We start from the raw sequence: 21193 nt of genomic DNA on the forward strand, positions 1-21193 counted from the left end.
TGCCAAAGCCGAAGTGTCACAATATGAATCACACAAAATGCCGATTCGGGAATCCCCGACATCAGATGTGTGCATGCCCTAGGGCCTTCGCCGGGACGACAAAAGCTTGAACTTATCCATCGCTCGTTTCGACTAAACGAAGCCCCCACGTCGCGGCGGGCTGCCGCACGCCCCGGTTTTCGTCTAGGTTCCACACTTTCTTCGTCTCATCAGGAGTTGTCTGCCATGTCGACGAGCTGGATCGTTATCGGCGTCATTGTCATTCTCGTGTTGTTCGCCATCGGTGCGTATAACCGCCTGGTCGCGCTGAGCCAGCGTGTCAGCCAGGCTTTTGCCGACATCGACGTCCAGCTCAAGCAGCGTCACGACCTGATCCCGAACCTGGTCGAGACCGTAAAGGGCTACGCCAGCCACGAGCGCGGCACGCTGGATGACGTCATCAAGGCCCGCAACTCCGCGATGTCGGCGCAGGGGCCGGCGCAGATCGGCGCCGCCGAGAACCAGCTGAGCGGTGCGCTCGGCCGCCTGATCGCGCTGTCGGAGGCCTATCCGGACCTCAAGGCCAACGCCAATTTCCAGCAGCTCGCCGGCGAACTGTCCGACCTCGAAAACAAGATCGCCTCGAGCCGCCGCTTCTTCAACAACGCGGTCCAGGAATACAACACCGGCATCCAGCAGCTGCCCGCCGCGCTGTTCGCCGGCATGTTCGGCTTCACCAAAAAGGAATTCTTCGATCTCGGCGCCAGCCGCACCGAAGTCGAGGTCGTGCCGACCGTAAAGTTCTAACGGCCGCGATATTCCGGCGAGAAGCAGCACACATCATGGCCGCGTACGGGCTCTACACGCATATCGCATCGAACAAGTTCCGTTCGATGCTGCTGCTCGCCGGCCTGTTCCTGCTGATCTACGTGCTGGTCTATGCCGGCGCGCTGCTGGCGGAAGTCGTGATCCGCAGCGACCGCTCGGTCGATTATTATTTGCGGGCCGCAGCGCGCGATCTGGTCACGGCCTTTCCCTATGCGACAGGCATCGCCGCGCTCTGGATCGTGATCGCCTATTTCTTCCACCAGAACATGATCGACGCCGTCACCGGCGGCGAGGACGTGACGCGAAAGCAGCAGCCGCGGCTCTATAATCTCCTGGAAAACCTCTGCATCTCGCGCGGCCTTCCGATGCCGAAGCTGAAGGTGATGGACAGCCCGGCGCTGAACGCATTCGCGAGCGGCCTCAACCGCCGGCAATACGCCATCACCGTCACCACAGGGCTGCTGAGGACGCTCAACGATCAGGAGATCGAAGCGGTGCTGGGCCATGAGCTGACCCATATCCGCAACGGCGACGTGCAGCTGATGGTGATCGCGGTCATCATCGCCGGCGTGGTCGGCTTCTTCGGCGAATTGTTCTTCCGGATGTTCACCAATTTGTCGTGGAATTCGTCCGGCGGATCGTGGTCATCCTCGTCCTCGCGTTCGTCGTCCTCTTCGTCCTCGGACAGCGACAACAAGAGCTCCGGCGGCGGTGCGATTATCGTCGTCATTATCGCGGTTGTCCTGATCCTGCTGGCCTGGCTGCTGTCGCAGGTGGTCAAACTGGCGCTGTCGCGGTCGCGCGAATTGCTGGCCGACGCCGGCTCGGTCGAACTCACCAAGAACCCGGACGCCATGATCACGGCGCTGCGCAAGATCGAAAATCGGGGCGAGCTTCCCGGCGCCACCTCGGCGGTGATGGAACTGTGCTTCGACAATCCCCGCGAGGGATTTGCCGATCTGTTCGCGACCCATCCGTCGGTGGATTCGCGGGTCAAGGCGCTGGTGCAGTACGCCGGCGGCCGCGATCCGGGCCCGCTGGCCCTGCCTGACGAGGCCGACGACGAGCCGGAGAATCAGGCGGAACCGCAGTCGGCGGATCAACTGCCGCCCCGGGTCCCCCACGGTCCGTGGAGCGATGCCGCAGCACCCGCGGGCCTGCCGCAAGGTCCGCGACAGAGTCCTCGCTGGGGACCCTGGGGCCGGCACAGCTGAGCCTCGGTACGGCGACATTAACGAATTACCTACGAATAACGCCGGTGCGGGCTCCAGGAATTGAATTCTCCCTTGTTTCTGCCATGTTCGCGCCCAAACAGGTATATGGGGACCTGCCGATCGCTCCCGCGATCGGGGGCGCGTAGTAGGAAATTCCATGGCAAAGCCAGTCGTGATTGTGGTCGGCGCGGACAAGGGCGGGGTCGGCAAGACGACCGTGTCGCGAACGCTGCTGGATTATTTCAGCGCCAATAACGTCCCGACCCGGGCGTTCGACACCGAGTCGCCGCGCGGCACGCTGAAGCGCTTCCACCCCGACATCACCCAGATCGTCGACATGACGACGACCGCGGACCAGATGAAAATCTTCGACACGCTCAATGCCGGGACCTCGGTGACCGTGATCGACGTGCGCGCCGGACTGCTGTCGCCGGCGCTGGCCTCACTCCGCGACATTGGCTTCCTCGATGCCGCCAAGGCCGGCCAGATCACCTTTGCCGTGTTCCATATCCTGGGCCCCTCGATCGCGTCGCTGGACGAAATCGCCGAGACCGCGAACTTCATGCAGGGCGCCAAATATTACCTGGTGAAGAACTTCATCAACGACACCCAGTTCTTCCAGTGGGACCAGGCGACCTACAATTCCTATTTCCACCGCATCAAGGATGCCACCGAGCTCACGATCCCCAAGCTCAACGAAATGGCCTATGAGCAGGTCGAGGTCTCCTCGGTGCCGTTCCTCAAATTCGTCGCCAACAAGGGCACCAGCGACGAGGCCGCGAACTATTCGTTCGTGCTGCGCGGCTATGTCCGGCACTGGCTCGCCAATGTCTGGAGCGAGTTCGACCGCATCAAGCTGACCGACCTGGTCGGCGGCGGCAGCGGCAAATCGAGCACCCGCAGCGGCGAAAAATAATCGCGCAAGATGCGCGATGGGGCTGGATTAGGCGGAAAAATCGCCTGATATAGCGCGTGATGAGCCCCACGTCCGTCTACATCATCTGCTCGCCCCGCCCGCTGGTCGGCAAGACGCTGATCGCGCGGCTGCTCAGCGAATTCCTGCTGTTGAAGAACGGCACGGTGATCTCCTTCGACATCAACCTGAAGGAGCCCTCGCTGCTGGAATATCTGCCGCGCACCACCGAGACGGCCGACGTCATCGACACCTTCGGCAAGATGCAGCTGATGGACCGCCTGATCGTCAATGACAGCGTCGCCAAGGTCATCGACCTCGGTTTCCACGCCTTCGACGAGTTCTTCAAGATGATCGATGAGATCGGCTTCATGAAGGAAGCCGTGCGCCGCGGCGTCGCGCCGGTGATCCTGTTCGTGGCCGATACCGACCGCGCCTCGGCCACCGCCTACCACATGCTGAAGCAGCAAATTCCCGCGAATGCGCTGATCGCGATCGACAATGAGCACGTGGTGCGCGGCGAATTGCCCGCCGCGATGGAACGGGGACGCGTGCTCCGGATATCGGCGCTGCCGGTGTTCCTGAAGACCTATATCGACCGGCTGACCTTCTCCTTCACGGGCTATCTGCGCCAGGAAAAGGATTCCTCGACCGAACTGCATCAATGGATCCGCAGGAATTACACCAGTTTTCGGGAGCTGGAACTCAGCCTGATTCTGCAGCGGTCGTGAGGCCGGCCTCGATAATATTACCCGGGTAATATTGACCTGATCTCACCTGGCTGCTATCGCCTTCCCCGACAGCAACCCGCCCAAGGCCTCCGGTGACATCAGACAGAAAAGCCGCCATCGCCGCCTACAAGTCGCGGAAGACCATCGCGGGGATTTTCGTGATCCGCAGCAAGGCCTCGGCCGAGCAGTGGGTCGGTCAGGCCCCTGACCTCGAAAAGATCAAGAACCGGATCTGGTTTTCGCTGCGCCAGGGCAGCCACACCTGCCGCAGCCTGCAGGCGGCATGGACCACGCATGGGCCCGAAAATCTGACTTTCGCGGAATGCGAGCGGCTGGAAGAGGAAGAGACGTCCTACATCAGGGACGCGCTGTTGAAAGAGCGTCTGAAGCACTGGCGCACGCAACTCGGCGCCCAGGCGGTTTAATCAGGTGTCGTCCCTGCGAACGTGTTGGGACCCATACCGCTGCCTCACGATGAGGACAAGATAGCAGACGGCTTTCTCTACCTACGGCCTTCGGTGGCTATGGGTCCCTGCGTTCGCAGGGACGACGTGTCGAGAGTTTAAAACTCAATGCCCTTCGAACGCCATCAGTGTTCGTACCGGCACGTCCATCGCCCGCAGCTTGTCGGCGCCGCCCAGATCAGGCAGGTCGACGATGAAACAGGCCGCGACCACATTGGCGCCGATCTGGCGCAGCAGCTTCACCGCGCCTTCCGCGGTGCCGCCGGTGGCGATGAGATCGTCGACCAGGATGACCCGCTCGCCGGGCTGCACGGCGTCGGCATGCATCTCCATTTCATCGAGGCCGTATTCCAGCGAATAAGCGATCCGCACGGTGGTGTGCGGCAGCTTGCCTTTCTTGCGGATCGGCACGAAGCCGGCGGAGACCTGATGCGCCACCGCGCCGCCGAGGATGAATCCCCTCGCCTCGATGCCGGCGACCTTGTCGACCTTGCTGCCGGCCCAGGGCTGCACCAGTTCATCGACCGAACGGCGGAACGCGCGCGCATCCGCGAGCAGCGTGGTGATGTCGCGGAACAGGATGCCTTTCTTCGGGTAATCCGGAATAGTGCGGACGGTGGCCTTCAGGTCATGTTCAAACGTCATCGGTTTCTCTTTTCCTCTTCGTCATTGCGAGCCACCCGGTCGGCCCGCAGCGCCGCCGGATGACAGGCTCCGCGAAGCAATCCATGGCCGCCAAGGGGTGGATTGCTTCGTCGCAAGTGCTCCTCGCAATGACGTCCCCGTTCAATTCGTAACATGCAGCCGGAACGCGTTCTCGACAATACGCAAACCCACCTCGTCGCCGAGCGACATCAGCGATTCCGGATGAAACTGCACGCCGCCGACCGGCAGGGTCTTGTGTTCGATCGCCATCGCAACCCCATCCTCGGTGGTTGCGGTGACCTGCAACACGTCGGGAACGCTGTCGCGCTCGACATAGAGCGAGTGATAACGGCCGATCACGATCTCGTTGGGCAGGTTCTGCATCAGCCGCCCGCCCCGCACCTGGACCCGCGACGGCCGGCCGTGCGCGGGCTGGCCGAGTTGCCCGAGCTGGCCGCCGAAATATTCGCCAATTGCCTGCACGCCGAGGCAGACGCCGAAGATCGGCAGCTTCTTCTCCAGCGCCGTTCCTATGGTTTTCGAGATCCCGAAATCCTCGGGCCGGCCGGGACCCGGCGACAGCACCAGCAGATCCCAGATTTTCTGGTTCAGCATCTGCTGCGCATGAACATGCCGGACCACGGTCACGGACGCGCCGACCTGCCGGAAATAATCCGCCAGCATGTGCACGAAGCTGTCGTCGTGATCGATCAACAGCACCTTCTTGCCCGAGCCGGTCGCGTCAGGCGCGAACGCCGACAGCGGCTTCGGCGGATCGCCGCGCAGCGCCTGGAACAGGGCGGCCGCCTTGACCTGGCATTCCCGGTCTTCGGCGGCGGGATCTGAATCGAACAGACAGGTCGCGCCGACGCGCACTTCGGCGAGCCCATCCTTCATCCGGATGGTGCGGATGGTAAGCCCGGTGTTGATGCTGCCGTCGAAATTCACAGCGCCAATGGCGCCGGCATACCAGCGCCGGGACGAGCGCTCATTGTCCTCGACGAACTGCATCGCCCATAATTTCGGCGCACCCGTCACCGTCACCGCCCAGGCGTGGGTCATGAACGCATCAAGCGAGTCGAAGCCGGGGCGCAAAATGCCTTCGACATGGTCGACGGTGTGGAACAGCTTTGAGTAGGTCTCGATCTGGCGCCGCGCCAGCACCTTGATGGTGCCGGGGACGCAGACGCGCGCCTTGTCGTTGCGGTCGACGTCGGTGCACATGTTGAGCTCGAATTCGTCTTTTTCCGAATTCAGCAATTGCCGGATTTGCTCGGCATCGCCGATCGCGTCGACACCGCGCGCGATGGTGCCCGAGATCGGGCAGGTCTCGACCCGCCGTCCGTCGGAGCGCACGAACATTTCCGGCGAGGCCGCGACGAGAAACTCGCCCTCGCCGAGATTCATCAACGCGCCATAGGGCGACGGGTTGATGCGGCAGAGCCGCTGGAACACTTCGGCGGGCGAACGCTCGCACGGCTCGGCGAATAACTGCCCGGGCACCGCCTCGAACAGATCGCCGCGCGCGAATGCGGCGCGTGCGGTCTCAACCGTCGCCTGGTATTCGCCGGGCGCGTGATCGGCAAAACCCTGCCGCGGCGTCTTGGTGTAGACGCTCTCGGCGGTGTCGCGCGGCAGGCCGGCAGTGGATCTGCCGTTCCAGGCGAAATCGTAACTCAGCACCACGCCTCGGCCGGTGGCGCGGTCATAGGCGAGCAGGCGATCCGGCACATACAGCACGATGTCGCGCTGGTCGGCCTCGCGCGCGCGCTTCTGCACGAGGTCCTCGATCTGAAATACGAGGTCGTAGGCGAAGGCGCCGAACAGGCCGAGCAGCGGATCGTCATTGGCGGTGAAGCTCGCCACCAGATCGCGCACCAGCGACATCACGCTGGCGCGTCGGGTGCGCTGGTCTTCATCGACAGGCGCGGGGCCCCGGATGATATGGCCGGCGAGACGCGACGCGCTCTGCTCGGTGACGACGACGCAAGGTTCGCGCAGGACCTCGCCGAGAAAGGCGATCAGCACCTCGCCGCGCCCGTTCAGCGCGCTGAGCGCGAAATTCGCGCCCTCGGTTTCCAGCACCAACGGCGGATCGGAAAAACCGAGGTCAAAGCTCTCGTAGCGGCCCGGCACCGTGGTGCCCGAAGACAGCACCACGCCACGGCGGCGGTCGAGCAGGTCGATCAGGTCATCGAGCCGCTTGGCGTCGCCGGAAAATTGCTCGACGGTGCGCGAGATCGCAAGACCACTGACGGTCCGGTAATCGCTGTGCTCGGGCAGGGAGAAGACGGTCCTGTTCATGTGATCCTCTTACGAAACTTGGTGAGGGAACGCCACACAGGACAAACGAAGGGCAAATAAACAAACCGCCGGTCGCACTGCGATGGCGACCTTCGACGATTGTTAAAATGAAATCGCACCGGCCACCTCTTAAGAGGTGCGCCACCAAAGACGGGATGGGCGGACGGCGGTGCTCATGTCGCTTAATCACCATCCGCCGCGAGCGATGTCAAGGGAGGCCTCGGCGCCCTGGCCTGCCCAGCCGGCTATCTTTTGGGGTTTGAAACGGCCAAAATCCGCGTAGCATCCGGCCCAAGCGGCGGCGGCAACAACGCCCGAAAACAACAGGCAGGCGGAGGCAAGGGATGGCATTGCTGGGTCTGGGATACGCGGGCTTCGGATCTGATGCGCTGGAGGACTGGCGCCAGTTCGGGACCTCCCTGGTCGGCCTGCAGGCGGTCGAGCGCGGCAACTCGCTGCTCGCCTTCCGGATGGACGACCGCAAGCAGCGCATCGTCATCGACCGCGCGATGGGCGAAGGCGCGCGCTTCTTCGGCTGGGAAGTCGCCGACGCGGCGGCGTTGGACCAGCTCGCCGCCCGGCTCGAACAAGCCGGCATCACCGTCACGGCCGAGCCGCAGACGCTGGCCGATGCCCGGCGCGTGCGCGGCCTGATCTCGTTTCGCGATCCCGGCGGCAACCGGCTCGAGGCGTTTTACGGCGCCGAGATCGACGAGACGCCGTTCAGTCCGGGCCGCTCGATCTCGGGCTTTCGCACCGGTCCGCTCGGCCTCGGACATGCCGTGCTGACCGTCGAGCACATCGATCCGATGATGGCGTTCTATGTCGACGTGCTCGGCTTCGGGCTTTCCGACTACATCGAAAAGCCGTTCCGCGCCTATTTCTTTCACGTCAACGCGCGGCATCACAGCCTGGCGCTGATCGAGACCGGCAGGAACGGCATGCATCATCTGATGGTGGAATTGTTCTCGCTCGACGATGTCGGGCAATCCTACGACATCGCGATGATGCAGCCCGACCGCGTCGGCGTCACGCTCGGCCGCCACACCAACGATTTCATGACCTCGTTCTACGCCAGGACACCGTCGTCCTTCATGATCGAATGCGGCTGGGGCGGCCGCGAGATCGATCCTTCGACATGGCAGCCGGTCGAAATGCATCACGGCCCCAGCCTGTGGGGACATGAACGGGTCTGGCTGCCGCCGAAAGACCGCGAGACCGCGCGCCAGATGCGGATGCAAGCCGCCACCGAGGGCCTGCGCGCGCCGGTGCAGGTGATGGAAGGCAATTACCAGCTGATGTCGGGCACGTGCGCGTGGTGGGACGGGGTGCGGGGCGATGCCGGCTCCTCATAACGGATGTCGTCCCTGCGAACGCAGGGACCCATACGCCGCGGCCTCTGTTGCTGAAAGAGGAAGATAGCGACCAGCGTGCAAAACAATTATCGCTGGTGGCTATGGGTCCCTGCGTTCGCAGGGACGACAGAGCTATAGTTCACAGACCACACCTCTCCCAAAGTGCGGCCATCTCCTCATCGCTCGCGAACTCTCCGAGTTCGGCCTGTTCCAGCCCCTCCAGCACCGCCGACCGATGCGCTTGCGGCACGGCGAACACACCTTCGCCGACCGCGATCGGTTCTTGGTCTGGCTGGATAGTTGGTACCATTCGAACTCACCCTCCGATCCACGCCGGGTTGCCTGCTACCGATAACAGCCCTGCTCGATCTCCTCGATCAGGCTGCGCGCCTGCGGCTTCCAGCCGAGCTGCCGTGCCCGCACCGCACGCACGCGGCTGTTGGATGCCATCGTGTTTTCAGCCGTGCCCTCGCCCCATTCGGCGACCGCCTCTTCCATCGACATTGCCGATGGCGGTCCAGCAAAACCCAGCATGCGGTTGATGGCTTCGCAAACCTCGCGCATCGAATCCTCGCCATTCTCGGCGAAGTAGAACGCGCCGGCTGGCGCCTTCTCGATCGCGAGCGCATAGAGCGTCACGAGATCGTCGATATGAACGTTCGACCAGATATTCTCGCCGGGACCGGCATGGGCCGCGTTGCCGCGTTTTTTCGCGAGCTTTATCAGGAAAGGTACCTGCACGCTGTCGCGTCCCGCCCCATGGCCGATGCCGTAGATCAGGCTCGGGCAAATGATGACGGGACGGCAGCCCTTGTCGCGATAGGACAGGATCAATTCGTTCAGCGCGACCCGCGCCGCACGCGCAGGCGATGGCGTAAACGGCGTGTCTTCATCGAACACCGCATCGGAGCGCTGGCCCTTGGACTGTGTGCCGATGATGCTCGAACCCGAGGTATGGATGAACGGCTTGCCGCTTCCGGCCAGCGCGCCAAGCAGGGCATCCACCGCGCCCTTGTGATCAGCACTGGCCGCATTGATGACGATGTCGGCGGCGCGCGCCGCTTGCGCCAAGATCTCTGCGTCATCCAGCGTTCCCGATAACGGCTCGATGCCGCGGGCGCGCACCGCATCGGCCTTTTCCGGGGAACGAACCAGGCCGGTGACCTGATGTCCGGCGGCCACGAGATGAGCCGCCACCGATCCGCCGATATAACCGGACGCGCCTGTGCAGAAGATTTTCATTCTCAACCTCTATCTATCGTCATTGCCTGCAACAAACGCGAAGCGTTTGTGCAAGGGAGCGAAGCGGACGAAGCATCTATAGCGCCGCAAGCTGAAACATGGATTGCTTCGCGGAGCCTGTCATCGGGCGGCGCTTCGCGCCGACCCGTTGGCTCGCAATGACAAGGAGACGTCTTACCCTAGATGCTTCCTGAAAAACTCCGTAGCGCGGCCCCAGGCGAGCTCCGCGCACTGCCGGTCGTGCACCGACAGGCGCTGTTCGTTGCCAAAGCCGTGCTCGGCGTCATAGCGGAACAGCTCCAGCGACTTGCCCGCTTCCTTCATCGCCTTTTCGAAACCGTCGACCAGCGCCGGCGTGCACCAGTCGTCCTTGTTGGCGAAGTGGCCCTGCAGCGGAATTTTCACGTCCGCCGGTTTTGCCGCCTGCTCGGGCGGGATGCCGTAGAACACCACACCGGCCGTGAGCTCCGGAATCTTGGTGGCGCCGATGATGGTGACGGCACCGCCGAGACAAAAGCCGGTCAGGCCGACCTTGGCGCCGTTCTTGGCGAGATATTGCGCGGCGCCGCGCACGGTCTGCGTCGTCGCATCCATGAAATCCAGCGAGTTCATCTCTTTGCCGGCGGCGTCCGTGTCGTGATACGGCACCACCGTGCCCTTGTAGAGATCCGGCGCCAGCGCGTCGAACCCGGCCGCCGCGAAGCGGTCGCACATGCCCTTGATCTGGTCCTGCAGCCCCCACCATTCCTGGATCACGACCACGCCCGGCGCGTTGCCGCGCGCCGCATTGGCGAGATAGCCGGCCGCGTCCTTGCCGTCGGGACGCTTGAAAGTGATGCTGGTTCCCATGGGGTCCTCCGTATTTTTTGGGGAGCGATTGGCGGCCATTTTGTCCGCTGTGGGGTCCGGAAGCAATCCATTAGCCGTCATTGCGAGCGCAGCGAAGCAATCCATGCCGCCGCATAACGGATAGGTGGATTGCTTCGCGGAGCCTGTCCATCCGGCGGCGCTGCACGCCGACCGGGTGGCTCGCAATGACGAACCCAACAAAAAAGCCCCCGCAGGGGCTTTTCCGAATTGCGATGAACCCAGCGCTTAGTGCGCGTTGGCCCAGACCTTCTTCTTGGTGAAGTACAGCAACCCCGTGAGCAGGATCAGGAACACGAACACCTGCAGACCGAGCCGCTTCCGCGCCTCCATGTGCGGTTCCGCGGTCCACATCAGGAACGTGGTGACGTCCTTGGAGTACTGCGCGACGGTGGCCGGCGCGCCGTCGTCATAGGTCACCTGGCCGTCACTGAGCGGCTTCGGCATCTTGATGGCGTGGCCGGGGAAGTACTTGTTGTAATAGGAACCTTCTGGAAGCGAGAAGCCGGCTGGCGGCTTGTCTTCATAGCCCTGCAGCACGGCCGAAACGTAATCCGGGCCCTGCTCCTGGTACTGGGTGAAGAAGTCGACCAGGAACTGCGGAAAGCCGCGCGGGTAGGAACGCGCCTTGTTGATCAGCGACAGGTCCGGCGGAAACGCGCCGCCATTGGCGGCCCGCGCCGCATTCTCGTTCGGGAACGGTGACGGGAAATAGTCGGCCGGCCGGCCCGGCCGCTCGAACATCTCGCCCTTGTCGTCCGGACCGTCCTTGACCTTGTAATCGGACGCGAACGCTGCCGCCTGCGCCACCGAATAACCGGGACCGCCGGCTTCGGCGAGGTTGCGGAAGGCGATGTAGGACAGGCCGTGACAGGACGCGCAGACTTCCTTGTAAACCTTCAGGCCGCGCTGCAGCGCGCCGCGATCGAACTTGCCGACCGGGCCAGCGAACGACCACTTGTTTCCGGGCGGTTTTTCCTGGCCCTCCGCCGCGCGAGCATGCTGCATGCCGCCGGCCAACAACCCGCCGGCGACGAGGAGCGCAAGCACCGTCGAAACCATCGGTGTCGACTTGCTTCCGGTCTTGGCCAGCACGTCGTCGGCGATCGAATTCGGCACCGGCCGCGGCGTCTCGATCCGGCTCAAGAGCGGCAGCAGGATCAGGAAATAGGCGAAGTACATGAAGGTCAGGATCCGGCCGGCGACCACGTAGATGCCTTCGGCGGGCTTGGAACCGAGCCAGCCCAGCAGCAGACAGACGACGACGAAGACCCAGAAGAACTGCTTCGCCAGCGGGCGATACTTCGAGGAGCGGGTCTTCGCGTTGTCCAGCCAGGGCAGGAAAGCCAGGATCAGGATCGCACCGAACATCGCCACCACACCGGCGAGCTTGTTCGGGATCGAGCGCAGGATCGCGTAGAACGGCAGATAGTACCATTCCGGCACGATATGCGGCGGCGTCACGCCGGGATTGGCCGGGATGTAGTTGTCGGCTTCGCCGAGATAGTTCGGCATGTAGAAGATGAACCAGGCGAAGAACAGCAGGAAGCAGGAGACGCCGAACGCATCCTTGATGGTGGCGTAGGGCGTGAAAGGCACGGTGTCCTTTTCGGTCTTCGCCTCGACGCCGGCCGGATTGTTCTGGCCCGCAACGTGCAGCGCCCAGATGTGCAGCACGACCACGCCGGCGATCACGAACGGCAACAGATAGTGCAGCGAGAAGAAGCGGTTCAGCGTCGGATTGCCGACCGAATAGCCGCCCCACAGCAGCGTCACGATGCTCTCGCCGAAATACGGCACGGCCGAGAACAGATTGGTGATGACGGTGGCGCCCCAGAAGCTCATCTGGCCCCACGGCAGCACGTAACCCATGAAGCCGGTCGCCATCATCAAGAGGTAGATGATGACGCCGAGGATCCAGAGGATTTCGCGCGGCTCCTTGTACGACCCGTAATACAGGCCGCGGAACATGTGGATGTAGACGGCGAAGAAGAACATCGAGGCGCCACAGGCGTGCATATTGCGCAGCAGCCAGCCGTAGTTGACGTCGCGGACGATCAGTTCGACCGATTTGAAAGCGAGATCGGCATGCGGCGTGTAGTGCATCGCCAGGATCACGCCGGTCACGATCTGCAGGGCCAGCATCATCGAGAGGATGGCGCCGAAGGTCCACCAGTAGTTCAGGTTACGCGGCGTCGGATAGGCCACGAACGAGGAATGGACGAGACCCATGATCGGGAGACGCCGTTCGATCCACTTCAAGGCGGGGTTGGTCGGCTGGAAATCGGATGGTCCGCTCATTGATGCGATCCTGAGGAAGTAAAACGACGCGACGGATTAAGGTCCCGGACGGGCGTCCGGGGGCCTTAGCCGATCTGGATTTTGGTATCGGAAACGAACGTGTAGGGCGGCACCGGCAGGTTGGTCGGCGCCGGGCCCGAGCGGATGCGGCCCGAGGTGTCGTACACCGAACCGTGGCAGGGGCAGAAGAAGCCGTCGTAACTGCCCTCATGGGCGATCGGGATGCAGCCGAGATGGGTGCAGATGCCGATCACGACCAGCCACTGGTCATGGCCCGCCTTGACGCGTGCCGAGTCGGGCTGCGGATCGGGCAGGCTCGACAGCGAAACCTTTTGTGCCTCTTCGATCTGCTTCTTGGTGCGGTGGCTGATGTAGATCGGCTTGCCGCGCCAGAAGACCTTGATGTCCTGCCCTTCGGCAATCGGCGTCAGATCGACCTCGATCGGCGCACCGGCCGCGATCGTCGAGGCGTCCGGGTTCATCTGGGCAACGAGCGGCCACACGGTGGCAGCGGCGCCTACGGCGGCGACGGCCCCCGTTGCAACAAAAAGAAAATCACGGCGTGTCGGATGGTCCGCCGAAGACGCTGTCGTCACGATTCCAAGCCCTTTCTCATCTGCAGCCAGCGGAACCGCCCCGGAGACGCTGGAATCGCGCCCGAAAGTGGCTGCCGGCGCCCGCGGCCCCCGCGGCGGCAGAAAGACCACTTTTCCCGGCCAATCCGGGCGGAACAAGCAGTCCAGAATCGTTCTATTGGCACCCTTGCCGTAAGAGCGCAAGCCCGCTATCGGCTCGCAAGCGTGCAATGCACTAAATCCGCGTCGAGCTGTGATTATTCAGTCATTTCATCAGGGCTTCACGGGCCGCCAGCATCATGCAGATTGCGCTATTCCAGCCCGATATCCCCCAGAACACCGGAACGATTCTGCGCCTGTGCGCGTGCCTGGATGTCGCGGCCCACATTATCGAGCCCGCGGGCTTTCCGGTCTCCGACCGGCATTTCCGCCGCTCCGGCATGGACTATCTCGACCATGTCGCTATTACACGCCACGACTCATGGTCAAAATTCGAACAATGGCGTAACGACGGGGGTTTCCGGCTGGTCCTGTTTACGACCAAGGGGGCCGGTTCCTATCTGGAGTACCGCTACCAGCGGGACGACGTCCTGCTGTTCGGGCGGGAATCCGCAGGGGTCCCCGACGAGGTCGCCGGCGTCGCCGATGCACGGCTGGTGATCCCGATCAAGCCGGGCCTGCGTTCGCTCAACGTCGCGATGGCGGCCGCCATGGCACTGGGCGAGGCGCTGCGGCAAACCGGTTCCAAAACTTGATTGAGAAGGCTTGATCGGGACCTGATGGAGAGATGGTGAGTTACGCGGTCAAAGAGATCTTTCTGACCCTGCAGGGCGAAGGCGCGCATGCCGGCCGTGCGGCCGTGTTTTGTCGTTTCGCCGGCTGCAATCTCTGGACCGGCCGCGAACAGGACCGGAGCTCCGCCACCTGCAAATTCTGCGACACCGATTTCGTCGGCACCGACGGCACGCTGGGCGGCCGCTATGCCTCGGCCGATGAGCTCGCCGACACCATCGCCGCGCAATGGACCGGCGCCAACAACAACTGCTACGTCGTGCTGACCGGCGGCGAGCCGCTGCTGCAGGTGGACACGCCGTTCATCGACGCGCTGCATGCGCGCGGCTTCGAGATCGGCATCGAAACCAACGGCACCATCGAGCCGCCCGAGGGCATGGACTGGGTCTGCGTCAGCCCGAAAGCCGGCTCCGATCTCGTGGTGCGCCGGGGCCATGAATTGAAGCTGGTCTATCCGCAAGCGGATGCAGCGCCCGAGCAATTCGAAGGTCTCGCCTTCGAGCGCTTCTCGCTGCAGCCGATGGATGGACCCGACGTGGTCGAAAACACCGCACGCGCGATCGACTATTGCCTGCAGCACCCGCAATGGCGACTCAGCCTGCAGACACACAAGACACTCGGTATCAGGTAGTACTGGCATCAGATAGGATTTGAGCTTTCACAATGTGGGAACTGACGAAATCGTTTCGCTTCGAGGCCGCACATTCGCTGCCGGGAACGACCTTTGGCGCTGATAGTGAAGAGATTCACGGCCACTCGTTTCGCGCCGAAGTGAGCATGCGCGGCACGCCCGATCCCGCCACGGGGATGGTGCTCGATCTCGGCCTGCTGGAACGCAGCATGGCGGAGGTCCAGAAGGCGCTCGACCACAAGCTCCTCAACAAGGTCGAGGCGCTCGGCCCGCCGACCCTGGAAAACCTGTCCCGCTTCATCTGGGAGCGGGTCCAGCACGCCGGAAAGATCACCCGCGTCAGCGTTCACCGCGACAGCTGCAACGAGAGCTGCACCTATTACGGTCCGCAAGGCTAGACCGATGGACGTCACCGTCATCGAGGATCGCAAGGCGCGGGCGCGGGGCTGGTTCGAAGCGCTGCGCGACGACATCTGCGCGGCCTTCGAGCGGCTCGAAGACGATGCACCCGCCTCACTCTATCCCGGCAGCGCGGGGCGCTTCGTGCGCACGCCGTGGGACCGTGCCGACCATACCGGCAAACCCGGTGGCGGCGGCGTGATGTCGATGATGTACGGACGGTTGTTCGAGAAAGTCGGCGTGCATTGCTCGACGGTGCATGGCGAATTCAGCCCCGAATTCCGCTCGCAGATTCCGGGCGCCACCGATGACCCCAGGTTCTGGGCATCCGGCATCTCCGTCATCGCGCATATGCGCAACCCGCACGTTCCTGCCGTGCACATGAACACCCGCTTCGTGGTGACGACGAAGACGTGGTTCGGCGGCGGCGCCGACCTGACGCCGGTGCTCGACCGGCGCCGCAGCCAGGAAGACGCCGACACGATCGCCTTTCACGCGGCGATGAAGCAGGCATGCAGCGGGCCGAACGGCGCTGCCGATTATGACCGATACAAGAAATGGTGCGACGAATATTTCTACCTGCCGCATCGCAAGGAAGCGCGCGGCATCGGCGGGATTTTCTATGATCACCACGATTCAGGTGACTGGGATGCCGACCTCGCTTTCACCCAGGACGTCGGCCGCGCCTTCCTGAAAATCTACCCCGAACTGGTACGGAAGAATTTCGACACCTCCTGGACACCGGCCGATCGCGAGGAGCAACTGGTGCGCCGCGGACGCTACGTCGAATTCAACCTGCTCTATGACCGCGGCACCACCTTTGGCCTGAAGACCGGCGGCAATGTCGATTCAATCCTGTCGTCGATGCCCCCCGAAGTGAAATGGCCCTGACCAGAATGGCCCTGAACAAGATGACACAGCTGCCTCGCGCCATGCTGATCGACATGGACGACACCATCCTGTCGGCCTATGGCCGCCCCGAGATCGCCTGGAACAATGTCGCGGCGGAATTTGCCGATGAGTTGGGCGCCATCACATCGCAACAGGTCGCCGCGGCGATCGTGGATTCCGGCCGGAAATTCTGGGCCGCGGCCTCAGCCGAATGGCGGCTGAAGCTCGAGGAGGCCCGACATATCGTGGTCGGCAACGGATTTGCAGCGCTTGCCGCCGCCGGCCACGCGCCGCTGTCGCAGGATCTCGCCGCACGGCTCGCCATCCGGTTCCATGCCTACCGCGAGGAAGAGATGTTCGTCTTCCCCGGCGCGCATGACGCGATCGACGCGCTGAAGGCGCACGGGGTGAAGCTGGCACTGGTGACCAACGGCGCCGCCGGTCCGCAGCGCGCCAAGGTCGAACGTTTCGCGCTGTCGCACAGGTTCGATCACATCCAGATCGAGGGCGAGCACGGCTTCGGCAAACCGGAAGAGCGCGCCTATCTGCACGCGATGGAGGCCCTCGGCGTCACCGCGCCCGAGACCTGGATGATCGGCGACAATCTGGAATGGGAAGTCGTGGCGCCGCAGCGCCTCGGCATCTACGCGATCTGGATCGACGTACACGGCGACGGCCTCCCCGCGGATTCAACGATCAAGCCCGACCGCATCATCCGCTCGCTGACCGAGTTGCTGCCTTAGAGCGTTTTCGAGCGGCGCATGCCCTCGGACTTGATCCGGGGGTGTGGATACCGGTTCGTGTGAAGAAAACGCGTCAAAACAAGAGTCTAGAGCTTCGGTTCCACCGCGCTAATCTCCACCGCGAAAACCGCCGGCCGTGATCGGCCTGTCATGACCGATCGCTAGCCTGCCCATCGCGTCAATCAGCGCGGAGGGTAGATCATGGAATTGAAGCCAGGCGATGTTGTTATCCTGAAATCCGGCGGTCACCCGCTGACGGTGGCCGAGGTCAACGACGACACGGTCGAGTGTCTGTGGATGGGCGGCGAAGGCGATCTGTTTCGCGAAACGCTTCCCAAGGCCGTGCTCGAATCCGCCGAAATCGATGATGCGGAAGATGAGGACGAGGATGAAGACGAGAGCGAAGACAACGAAGATGAGGACGACGACCACAAGAAGAAAAAGAGCAAGAAGGTAGCGTAAAGCACTCCTGCGATACCGCCGGGTCAGGATGCCCGGCGGTATCGTTTTTCCAACCGACCGCGTTCTAACCGATGAGAGACCGCGCGGCGGTTGAGATCATCACCACGCCGCCGGTGATGACGGCGGCGTCGAGGATCGCGGTGTGGATATGCACCGGCATGCGCTCGACAAAGGCCTTGGCGAGGAACGCGCCGGGAAGCGAGATAGCCCCGATCAGGATCGCAAAGGCGAGCACCTGCGCGGTGACGGCGCCGGCCAGGCCGAACACCGAAATTTTGACGATTGAGGTCGCAACCGAGATCACGGCGTCGGTGGCGATTACGGCTGCGCCTTCGAGGCCGACCGCCATCAACAGCGACAGCAGGATCACGCCGGAGCCCGAGGTGCCGCCGACCACCACGCCATAGCCGACCGCGCCGGCGCCGAGTCCGGCGTCGCTGATCCTGATATCGCGGCGTTTGGCAAAACGGCGCAGCGGCACGCTCAGAATCAACATGCTGCCGATCACCAGCGCCGCGCCGGCACCGGACAGCCGCGTATAGCCGTAAGCCCCGAGCGCCGTGGTCAACGCCGCGGCCGATATCACGATCAGCGCGCGGCGGCGGTCGGCATAGCGGACATAAGCGACGAAGCGGCTGATATTGGTGAAGATCGAGGAGATCGCGATGATCGGCACCACTGGCTCGGCGCCGATCAACGGCACCAGCACCAGCGGCATCAGCGCGCCGGTGCCGTAACCGGCGAGGCCGCCGACCACGGAAGCAAACAGCGCCACGCCGGCGACCAGCAACAGCTGCACGATCGAGATGTCGGCAAAGCCTGCGAGAATATTCACGGATGCCGTTTCACAGCCGATGGTCACGGGTGAAACGGGCGACGGTCTGGTCGGCAATGGCCGCCAGCGCCGGTTCATCGAGCGGAAAATCCGCCGCCAGCCAGGCGTCCTCCGCCAATGTCAGCACGTGGCCGAGCGCCGGGCCCTCGGCGATGCCGCGCGCGATGAAATCAGTCGCCTTCAGCGGAAACTTCGGTGCGCTCCAGCGCTGCGGCAGGGTGGCAAATTCACGCCAATAGGCGGCGCGATTGTCAGCGAAGCCCTGGCTTCCCTCTGAGCGCGCCCAGGCCAGTAGCAGCCGGTCGCGATATTGTTCCTCGCCGAGCCGGTAGAGCCGCCGCCGTGCCCTCGCCTCGTCCATGTCGGCAAGCCGCCACCAGCGGTGACCCATGGAATCCAGCGCCTTGGCTTCCGCGTTGGTGAGACGCAGCCGCGTCGCGACACGTTTGGCGTCCTCGGTTACCGCTACCGAGAGCGCGCCAAGCCTGCGAACCGGGCTCGGCGTCAGCCCCAGCATACGCTCCGCCGATATCATCGCAGCCATGGGTCCCGTGTAGGTGACGCCGCCGAAGATCGCTTGCAGAAGACCGGCATCCCCCATCGCGGTGACGGCAACCAGCGCGCCCTCGGCGACCATGATCTTCAACATTTCCATCCGCACACGTTCGGCGGAGAGACTGGCCAGTCCCGCACGCCCGCCGATGCAGGCGAGATAGCCTTCGCGGTCGGGCGCGCCCACGCCATAGACGGCGTTCATGCGGAAGAACCGCAGGATGCGCAAATAATCCTCGGCGATGCGCTGGCCGGCGTCGCCGATGAAGCGCACGCGACGGGCTGCAATATCGGCGAGCCCGCCGACATGATCGTGCACGACGCCGTCGGCATCGACGGACAGGCCGTTGATGGTGAAGTCGCGCCGCTCCGCATCGCGAACCCAGTCGCGGCCGAACGCGACCTTGGCTTTGCGGCCAAAGGTCTCGGTATCCTCGCGTAAGGTCGTGACCTCGAACGGCACGGAGTCGACCACCAGCGTCACGGTGCCATGCTCGATGCCGGTCGGCACGCATTTGATGCCCGCCGCTTTGGCGCGACGCGCCACTTCATCAGGCAGCGCTGTGGTGGCGATGTCGAGATCGCCGGGCGGGATGTTCAGAAGCGCGTTGCGGACGGCGCCGCCGACCACGCGGGCTTCCTCGTTGTTACCGTTGAGCAGCGCGAGCACGCGGGCAGCCGGTCCTGATTTGAGCCAGGGTGTATCGGCGAGAACGCGCACCTCGCTCATTTCCCCGCTCCAGGCTTATCGGACCCCGGAACGAGCTTGCCGTTCTGGATATGGGCGGGAACGTAGGTCGAATCCGGCTCCCCCCCTCTGAAATGCGCGAGCAGGACGAAACTGGTGATCACCAGCAACAGCGACCCCAGCACGAGCTTGGCGACGAGATGCGCCGGCCAGGAAGATTTCGCCAGCACGCCGGAACGGGTTGCGATCAGGAACAGCGCATAGGCCGCGAACGGGATCAGGAAAATTGCAAGTTCGGTCAGTACCGGACGGATCATGCGAGATAGATCCGCTCGTACAACACCCGCAGGATGCCGGCGGTGGCGCCCCAGATGTAACGTTCGGCGAACGGCATCGCGTAATAGGAACGCTCCATGCCGCGGAATTCCTTGGAGTGGATCTGGTGGTTTTCCGGGTTCATCAGGAACGCCAGCGGCACCTCGAAGGCGTCAACGACCTCGCCCTCGTTGATGTCAAGTTTGAACCCGGGCTTCACCCGCGCCACCGTCGGCAGGATGCGAAAGCCGAATGCCGTGCCATAGAGATCGAGGTAGCCGATCGGCTCGATGAAATCGCGCTTCAGTCCGACTTCCTCGTCGGCCTCGCGCAAGGCAGCATCCATCGGCGAAGCATCGGTTGCATCGATCTTGCCGCCGGGAAACGAAATCTGGCCGGCATGGCTGCTCAGATGCTCCGAGCGCTGCGTCAGCAGCACCGTCGGCTCCGGATGATCGACCACCGGGATCAGCACCGCCGCCGGCCGCACCGGCTGTTCCTGGGCGATGATCTCGAGCATCCGATCATTGCCCTCGTCGCCGGTTCTGGGAATGATGTTCGGATCGATCAGGCCGGGCGGGACGTCGAAGTTCAGCCGCGCCTTGGTCCGCGCGAAGAATTCCGCCGAGCTGACCGCAGCCGGTTCCAACTTCTTCAGCATCGGCTCGTTCAAAGCGCGTCCCTCACCTGCTTCGCATCGGCCATCGCGAAGAATTCGCCGCCGGATTCGATTCCGAACATTGGCTGTCCATCGACCACCCGCTCTTCCCCCATGTCAACCAGATCGTAATAGAGCGCGCGGGTGACCTTGGCCCAGAGATCGCTGCGGACGTGAAGATAGGGCATGAGGCCGCCGTCGGCAGCCATCTCGAACCGCAGCCGGTGCCCGCCGTTGCAGGGCACCCAGTCGTCCACATTGGTGCGGAAGCGCAGCAGGCGGCCACCGCCCTCGCTTTGCTCGTTCTGCATTTCGACCGCCAGGAACGGCGCATCGTCGACACGGATGCCGACCTTCTCGACCGGGGTCACGAGAAAGTGCTTGCCGTCCTCGCGCTTCAGGATGGTCGAAAACAGCCGGACCAGCGCCGGCCGCCCGATTGGCGTGCCCATGTAGAACCACGTGCCATCGCCGGCGATTCGCATGTCGAGATCGCCGCAAAACGGCGGATTCCACAGATGCACCGGCGGCAGGCCGCGTCCGGCGGGACTGGCTTTTGCCGCATCGGTCGCTGCGGCGGTCAGACCTTCGAGACCGGTGTTTTCACGGCCTGGTGTGCTGGTTTGCCCTTGCTTCGCCATTGTTTGCCTTAAAGCTTCTGCGGCTCAATCTGGCACGATTGGTGCACGTCCGAGAGACGTGAGCGGGAACAATATTCTCGCCATATCGTGATGCCGTTCATACCCCCATATACCGATAATGTGGGGATAGTTTAATTCAGCGAATACATGACCTTTGCGCAGGTTTAG

Annotated in this window: 24 protein-coding genes; 12 read left to right on the forward strand and 12 right to left on the reverse strand. The window is 63.3% G+C overall.

Annotation, left to right across the window (positions count from 1 at the left end; translation table 11 throughout):
* Positions 1 to 225: 225 nt before the first annotated feature.
* The 5 genes from JQ574_RS13085 (at position 226) to JQ574_RS13105 (ending at position 4090) form a co-directional block, all read left to right on the forward strand.
* Complete coding sequence (locus tag JQ574_RS13085; protein ID WP_212209282.1) at positions 226 to 786, forward strand: LemA family protein; 561 nt, start codon at positions 226 to 228, stop codon at positions 784 to 786.
* Between the two features lie 35 nt (positions 787 to 821).
* Positions 822 to 2021 carry a M48 family metallopeptidase gene (locus JQ574_RS13090; RefSeq protein WP_212209278.1) on the forward strand — a complete coding sequence of 400 codons (1200 nt, stop codon included), beginning with the start codon at positions 822 to 824 and terminating at the stop codon, positions 2019 to 2021.
* Positions 2022 to 2178: 157 nt separating this feature from the next.
* The gene (locus JQ574_RS13095) at positions 2179 to 2937 is read left to right on the forward strand and encodes a hypothetical protein (protein ID WP_212209277.1); all 759 of its coding nucleotides are present in this window, start codon (positions 2179 to 2181) and stop codon (positions 2935 to 2937) included.
* A 59-nt stretch (positions 2938 to 2996) separates the two neighbouring features.
* Positions 2997 to 3665 carry a hypothetical protein gene (locus JQ574_RS13100; protein WP_212033234.1) on the forward strand — a complete coding sequence of 223 codons (669 nt, stop codon included), beginning with the start codon at positions 2997 to 2999 and terminating at the stop codon, positions 3663 to 3665.
* 92 nt (positions 3666 to 3757) lie between these two features.
* The gene (locus JQ574_RS13105; RefSeq protein WP_212209275.1) at positions 3758 to 4090 is read left to right on the forward strand and encodes a GIY-YIG nuclease family protein; all 333 of its coding nucleotides are present in this window, start codon (positions 3758 to 3760) and stop codon (positions 4088 to 4090) included.
* A 144-nt stretch (positions 4091 to 4234) separates the two neighbouring features.
* On the opposite strand, the gene JQ574_RS13110 is transcribed toward JQ574_RS13105, so the two are convergent.
* Positions 4235 to 4774, reverse strand: a complete 540-nt coding sequence (locus JQ574_RS13110) for an adenine phosphoribosyltransferase (RefSeq protein WP_212209274.1) — start codon at positions 4772 to 4774, stop codon at positions 4235 to 4237.
* A gap of 141 nt (positions 4775 to 4915) precedes the next feature.
* Positions 4916 to 7078, reverse strand: coding sequence for an anthranilate synthase component I (locus tag JQ574_RS13115; RefSeq protein ID WP_212209273.1), 2163 nt, complete (start codon positions 7076 to 7078; stop codon positions 4916 to 4918).
* A 344-nt stretch (positions 7079 to 7422) separates the two neighbouring features.
* Between JQ574_RS13115 and JQ574_RS13120 the strand changes: the two genes are divergently transcribed.
* Positions 7423 to 8433, forward strand: coding sequence for a VOC family protein (locus tag JQ574_RS13120; protein WP_212209272.1), 1011 nt, complete (start codon positions 7423 to 7425; stop codon positions 8431 to 8433).
* A 139-nt stretch (positions 8434 to 8572) separates the two neighbouring features.
* Here the strand turns inward: JQ574_RS13120 and JQ574_RS13125 are convergent, their stop codons facing one another.
* The 5 genes from JQ574_RS13125 to petA all read right to left on the reverse strand — a co-directional run bounded on the left by JQ574_RS13125 (position 8573) and on the right by petA (position 13439).
* Positions 8573 to 8743 (reverse strand): hypothetical protein, encoded by a 171-nt coding sequence (locus tag JQ574_RS13125; protein WP_212209271.1) that lies wholly within the window; start codon positions 8741 to 8743, stop codon positions 8573 to 8575.
* Positions 8744 to 8778: 35 nt separating this feature from the next.
* Positions 8779 to 9675 carry an NAD-dependent epimerase/dehydratase family protein gene (locus tag JQ574_RS13130; protein ID WP_212209269.1) on the reverse strand — a complete coding sequence of 299 codons (897 nt, stop codon included), beginning with the start codon at positions 9673 to 9675 and terminating at the stop codon, positions 8779 to 8781.
* A 174-nt stretch (positions 9676 to 9849) separates the two neighbouring features.
* Positions 9850 to 10524 carry a dienelactone hydrolase family protein gene (locus JQ574_RS13135; RefSeq protein WP_211999025.1) on the reverse strand — a complete coding sequence of 225 codons (675 nt, stop codon included), beginning with the start codon at positions 10522 to 10524 and terminating at the stop codon, positions 9850 to 9852.
* A 246-nt stretch (positions 10525 to 10770) separates the two neighbouring features.
* Positions 10771 to 12843 carry a cytochrome c1 gene (locus tag JQ574_RS13140; protein ID WP_212209267.1) on the reverse strand — a complete coding sequence of 691 codons (2073 nt, stop codon included), beginning with the start codon at positions 12841 to 12843 and terminating at the stop codon, positions 10771 to 10773.
* Positions 12844 to 12908: 65 nt separating this feature from the next.
* On the reverse strand, positions 12909 to 13439 hold the full coding sequence (gene petA, locus JQ574_RS13145; protein ID WP_212209265.1) for a ubiquinol-cytochrome c reductase iron-sulfur subunit: 531 nt from the start codon (positions 13437 to 13439) through the stop codon (positions 12909 to 12911).
* A gap of 278 nt (positions 13440 to 13717) precedes the next feature.
* Here petA and JQ574_RS13150 point away from each other — a divergent pair, with 278 nt between their 5' ends.
* The 6 genes from JQ574_RS13150 to JQ574_RS13175 all read left to right on the forward strand — a co-directional run bounded on the left by JQ574_RS13150 (position 13718) and on the right by JQ574_RS13175 (position 17336).
* Positions 13718 to 14173, forward strand: coding sequence for a tRNA (cytidine(34)-2'-O)-methyltransferase (locus JQ574_RS13150; RefSeq protein WP_212209264.1), 456 nt, complete (start codon positions 13718 to 13720; stop codon positions 14171 to 14173).
* 35 nt (positions 14174 to 14208) lie between these two features.
* A complete protein-coding gene (queE, locus tag JQ574_RS13155; RefSeq protein ID WP_212209293.1) occupies positions 14209 to 14841 on the forward strand; it encodes a 7-carboxy-7-deazaguanine synthase in 633 nt (210 codons plus the stop codon).
* 32 nt (positions 14842 to 14873) lie between these two features.
* A complete protein-coding gene (locus tag JQ574_RS13160; RefSeq protein ID WP_212209262.1) occupies positions 14874 to 15239 on the forward strand; it encodes a 6-carboxytetrahydropterin synthase in 366 nt (121 codons plus the stop codon).
* Between the two features lie 4 nt (positions 15240 to 15243).
* Positions 15244 to 16131 (forward strand): oxygen-dependent coproporphyrinogen oxidase, encoded by an 888-nt coding sequence (gene hemF / locus JQ574_RS13165; RefSeq protein ID WP_212209260.1) that lies wholly within the window; start codon positions 15244 to 15246, stop codon positions 16129 to 16131.
* The gene (locus JQ574_RS13170; RefSeq protein ID WP_249119315.1) at positions 16122 to 16874 is read left to right on the forward strand and encodes an HAD family hydrolase; all 753 of its coding nucleotides are present in this window, start codon (positions 16122 to 16124) and stop codon (positions 16872 to 16874) included. The genes hemF and JQ574_RS13170 overlap by 10 nt, the downstream gene beginning before the upstream one ends.
* Positions 16875 to 17075: 201 nt before the next feature.
* A complete protein-coding gene (locus tag JQ574_RS13175) occupies positions 17076 to 17336 on the forward strand; it encodes a YodC family protein (RefSeq protein ID WP_212209259.1) in 261 nt (86 codons plus the stop codon).
* A gap of 64 nt (positions 17337 to 17400) precedes the next feature.
* On the opposite strand, the gene JQ574_RS13180 is transcribed toward JQ574_RS13175, so the two are convergent.
* Genes JQ574_RS13180 through JQ574_RS13200 form a run of 5 tightly spaced genes read right to left on the reverse strand, consistent with a single transcriptional unit; the run spans position 17401 to position 21025 of the window.
* Complete coding sequence (locus JQ574_RS13180; RefSeq protein WP_212209258.1) at positions 17401 to 18171, reverse strand: TSUP family transporter; 771 nt, start codon at positions 18169 to 18171, stop codon at positions 17401 to 17403.
* A 10-nt stretch (positions 18172 to 18181) separates the two neighbouring features.
* Positions 18182 to 19453, reverse strand: a complete 1272-nt coding sequence (locus tag JQ574_RS13185; RefSeq protein ID WP_212383587.1) for a CCA tRNA nucleotidyltransferase — start codon at positions 19451 to 19453, stop codon at positions 18182 to 18184.
* Positions 19450 to 19728, reverse strand: coding sequence for a DUF6111 family protein (locus tag JQ574_RS13190; RefSeq protein ID WP_212209255.1), 279 nt, complete (start codon positions 19726 to 19728; stop codon positions 19450 to 19452). Before JQ574_RS13190 ends, JQ574_RS13185 begins: the two co-directional genes overlap by 4 nt.
* Entirely contained in the window at positions 19725 to 20387 is a 663-nt protein-coding gene (locus JQ574_RS13195; RefSeq protein ID WP_409363283.1) for a CoA pyrophosphatase, read from the reverse strand. Before JQ574_RS13195 ends, JQ574_RS13190 begins: the two co-directional genes overlap by 4 nt.
* A gap of 8 nt (positions 20388 to 20395) precedes the next feature.
* A complete protein-coding gene (locus JQ574_RS13200; protein ID WP_212209253.1) occupies positions 20396 to 21025 on the reverse strand; it encodes a DUF1285 domain-containing protein in 630 nt (209 codons plus the stop codon).
* Between the last annotated feature and the right edge of the window lie 168 nt (positions 21026 to 21193).

Source organism: Bradyrhizobium sp. AUGA SZCCT0158, assembly GCF_018130065.1.
In the GTDB taxonomy this organism is placed as follows: Bacteria; Pseudomonadota; Alphaproteobacteria; order Rhizobiales; family Xanthobacteraceae; genus Bradyrhizobium.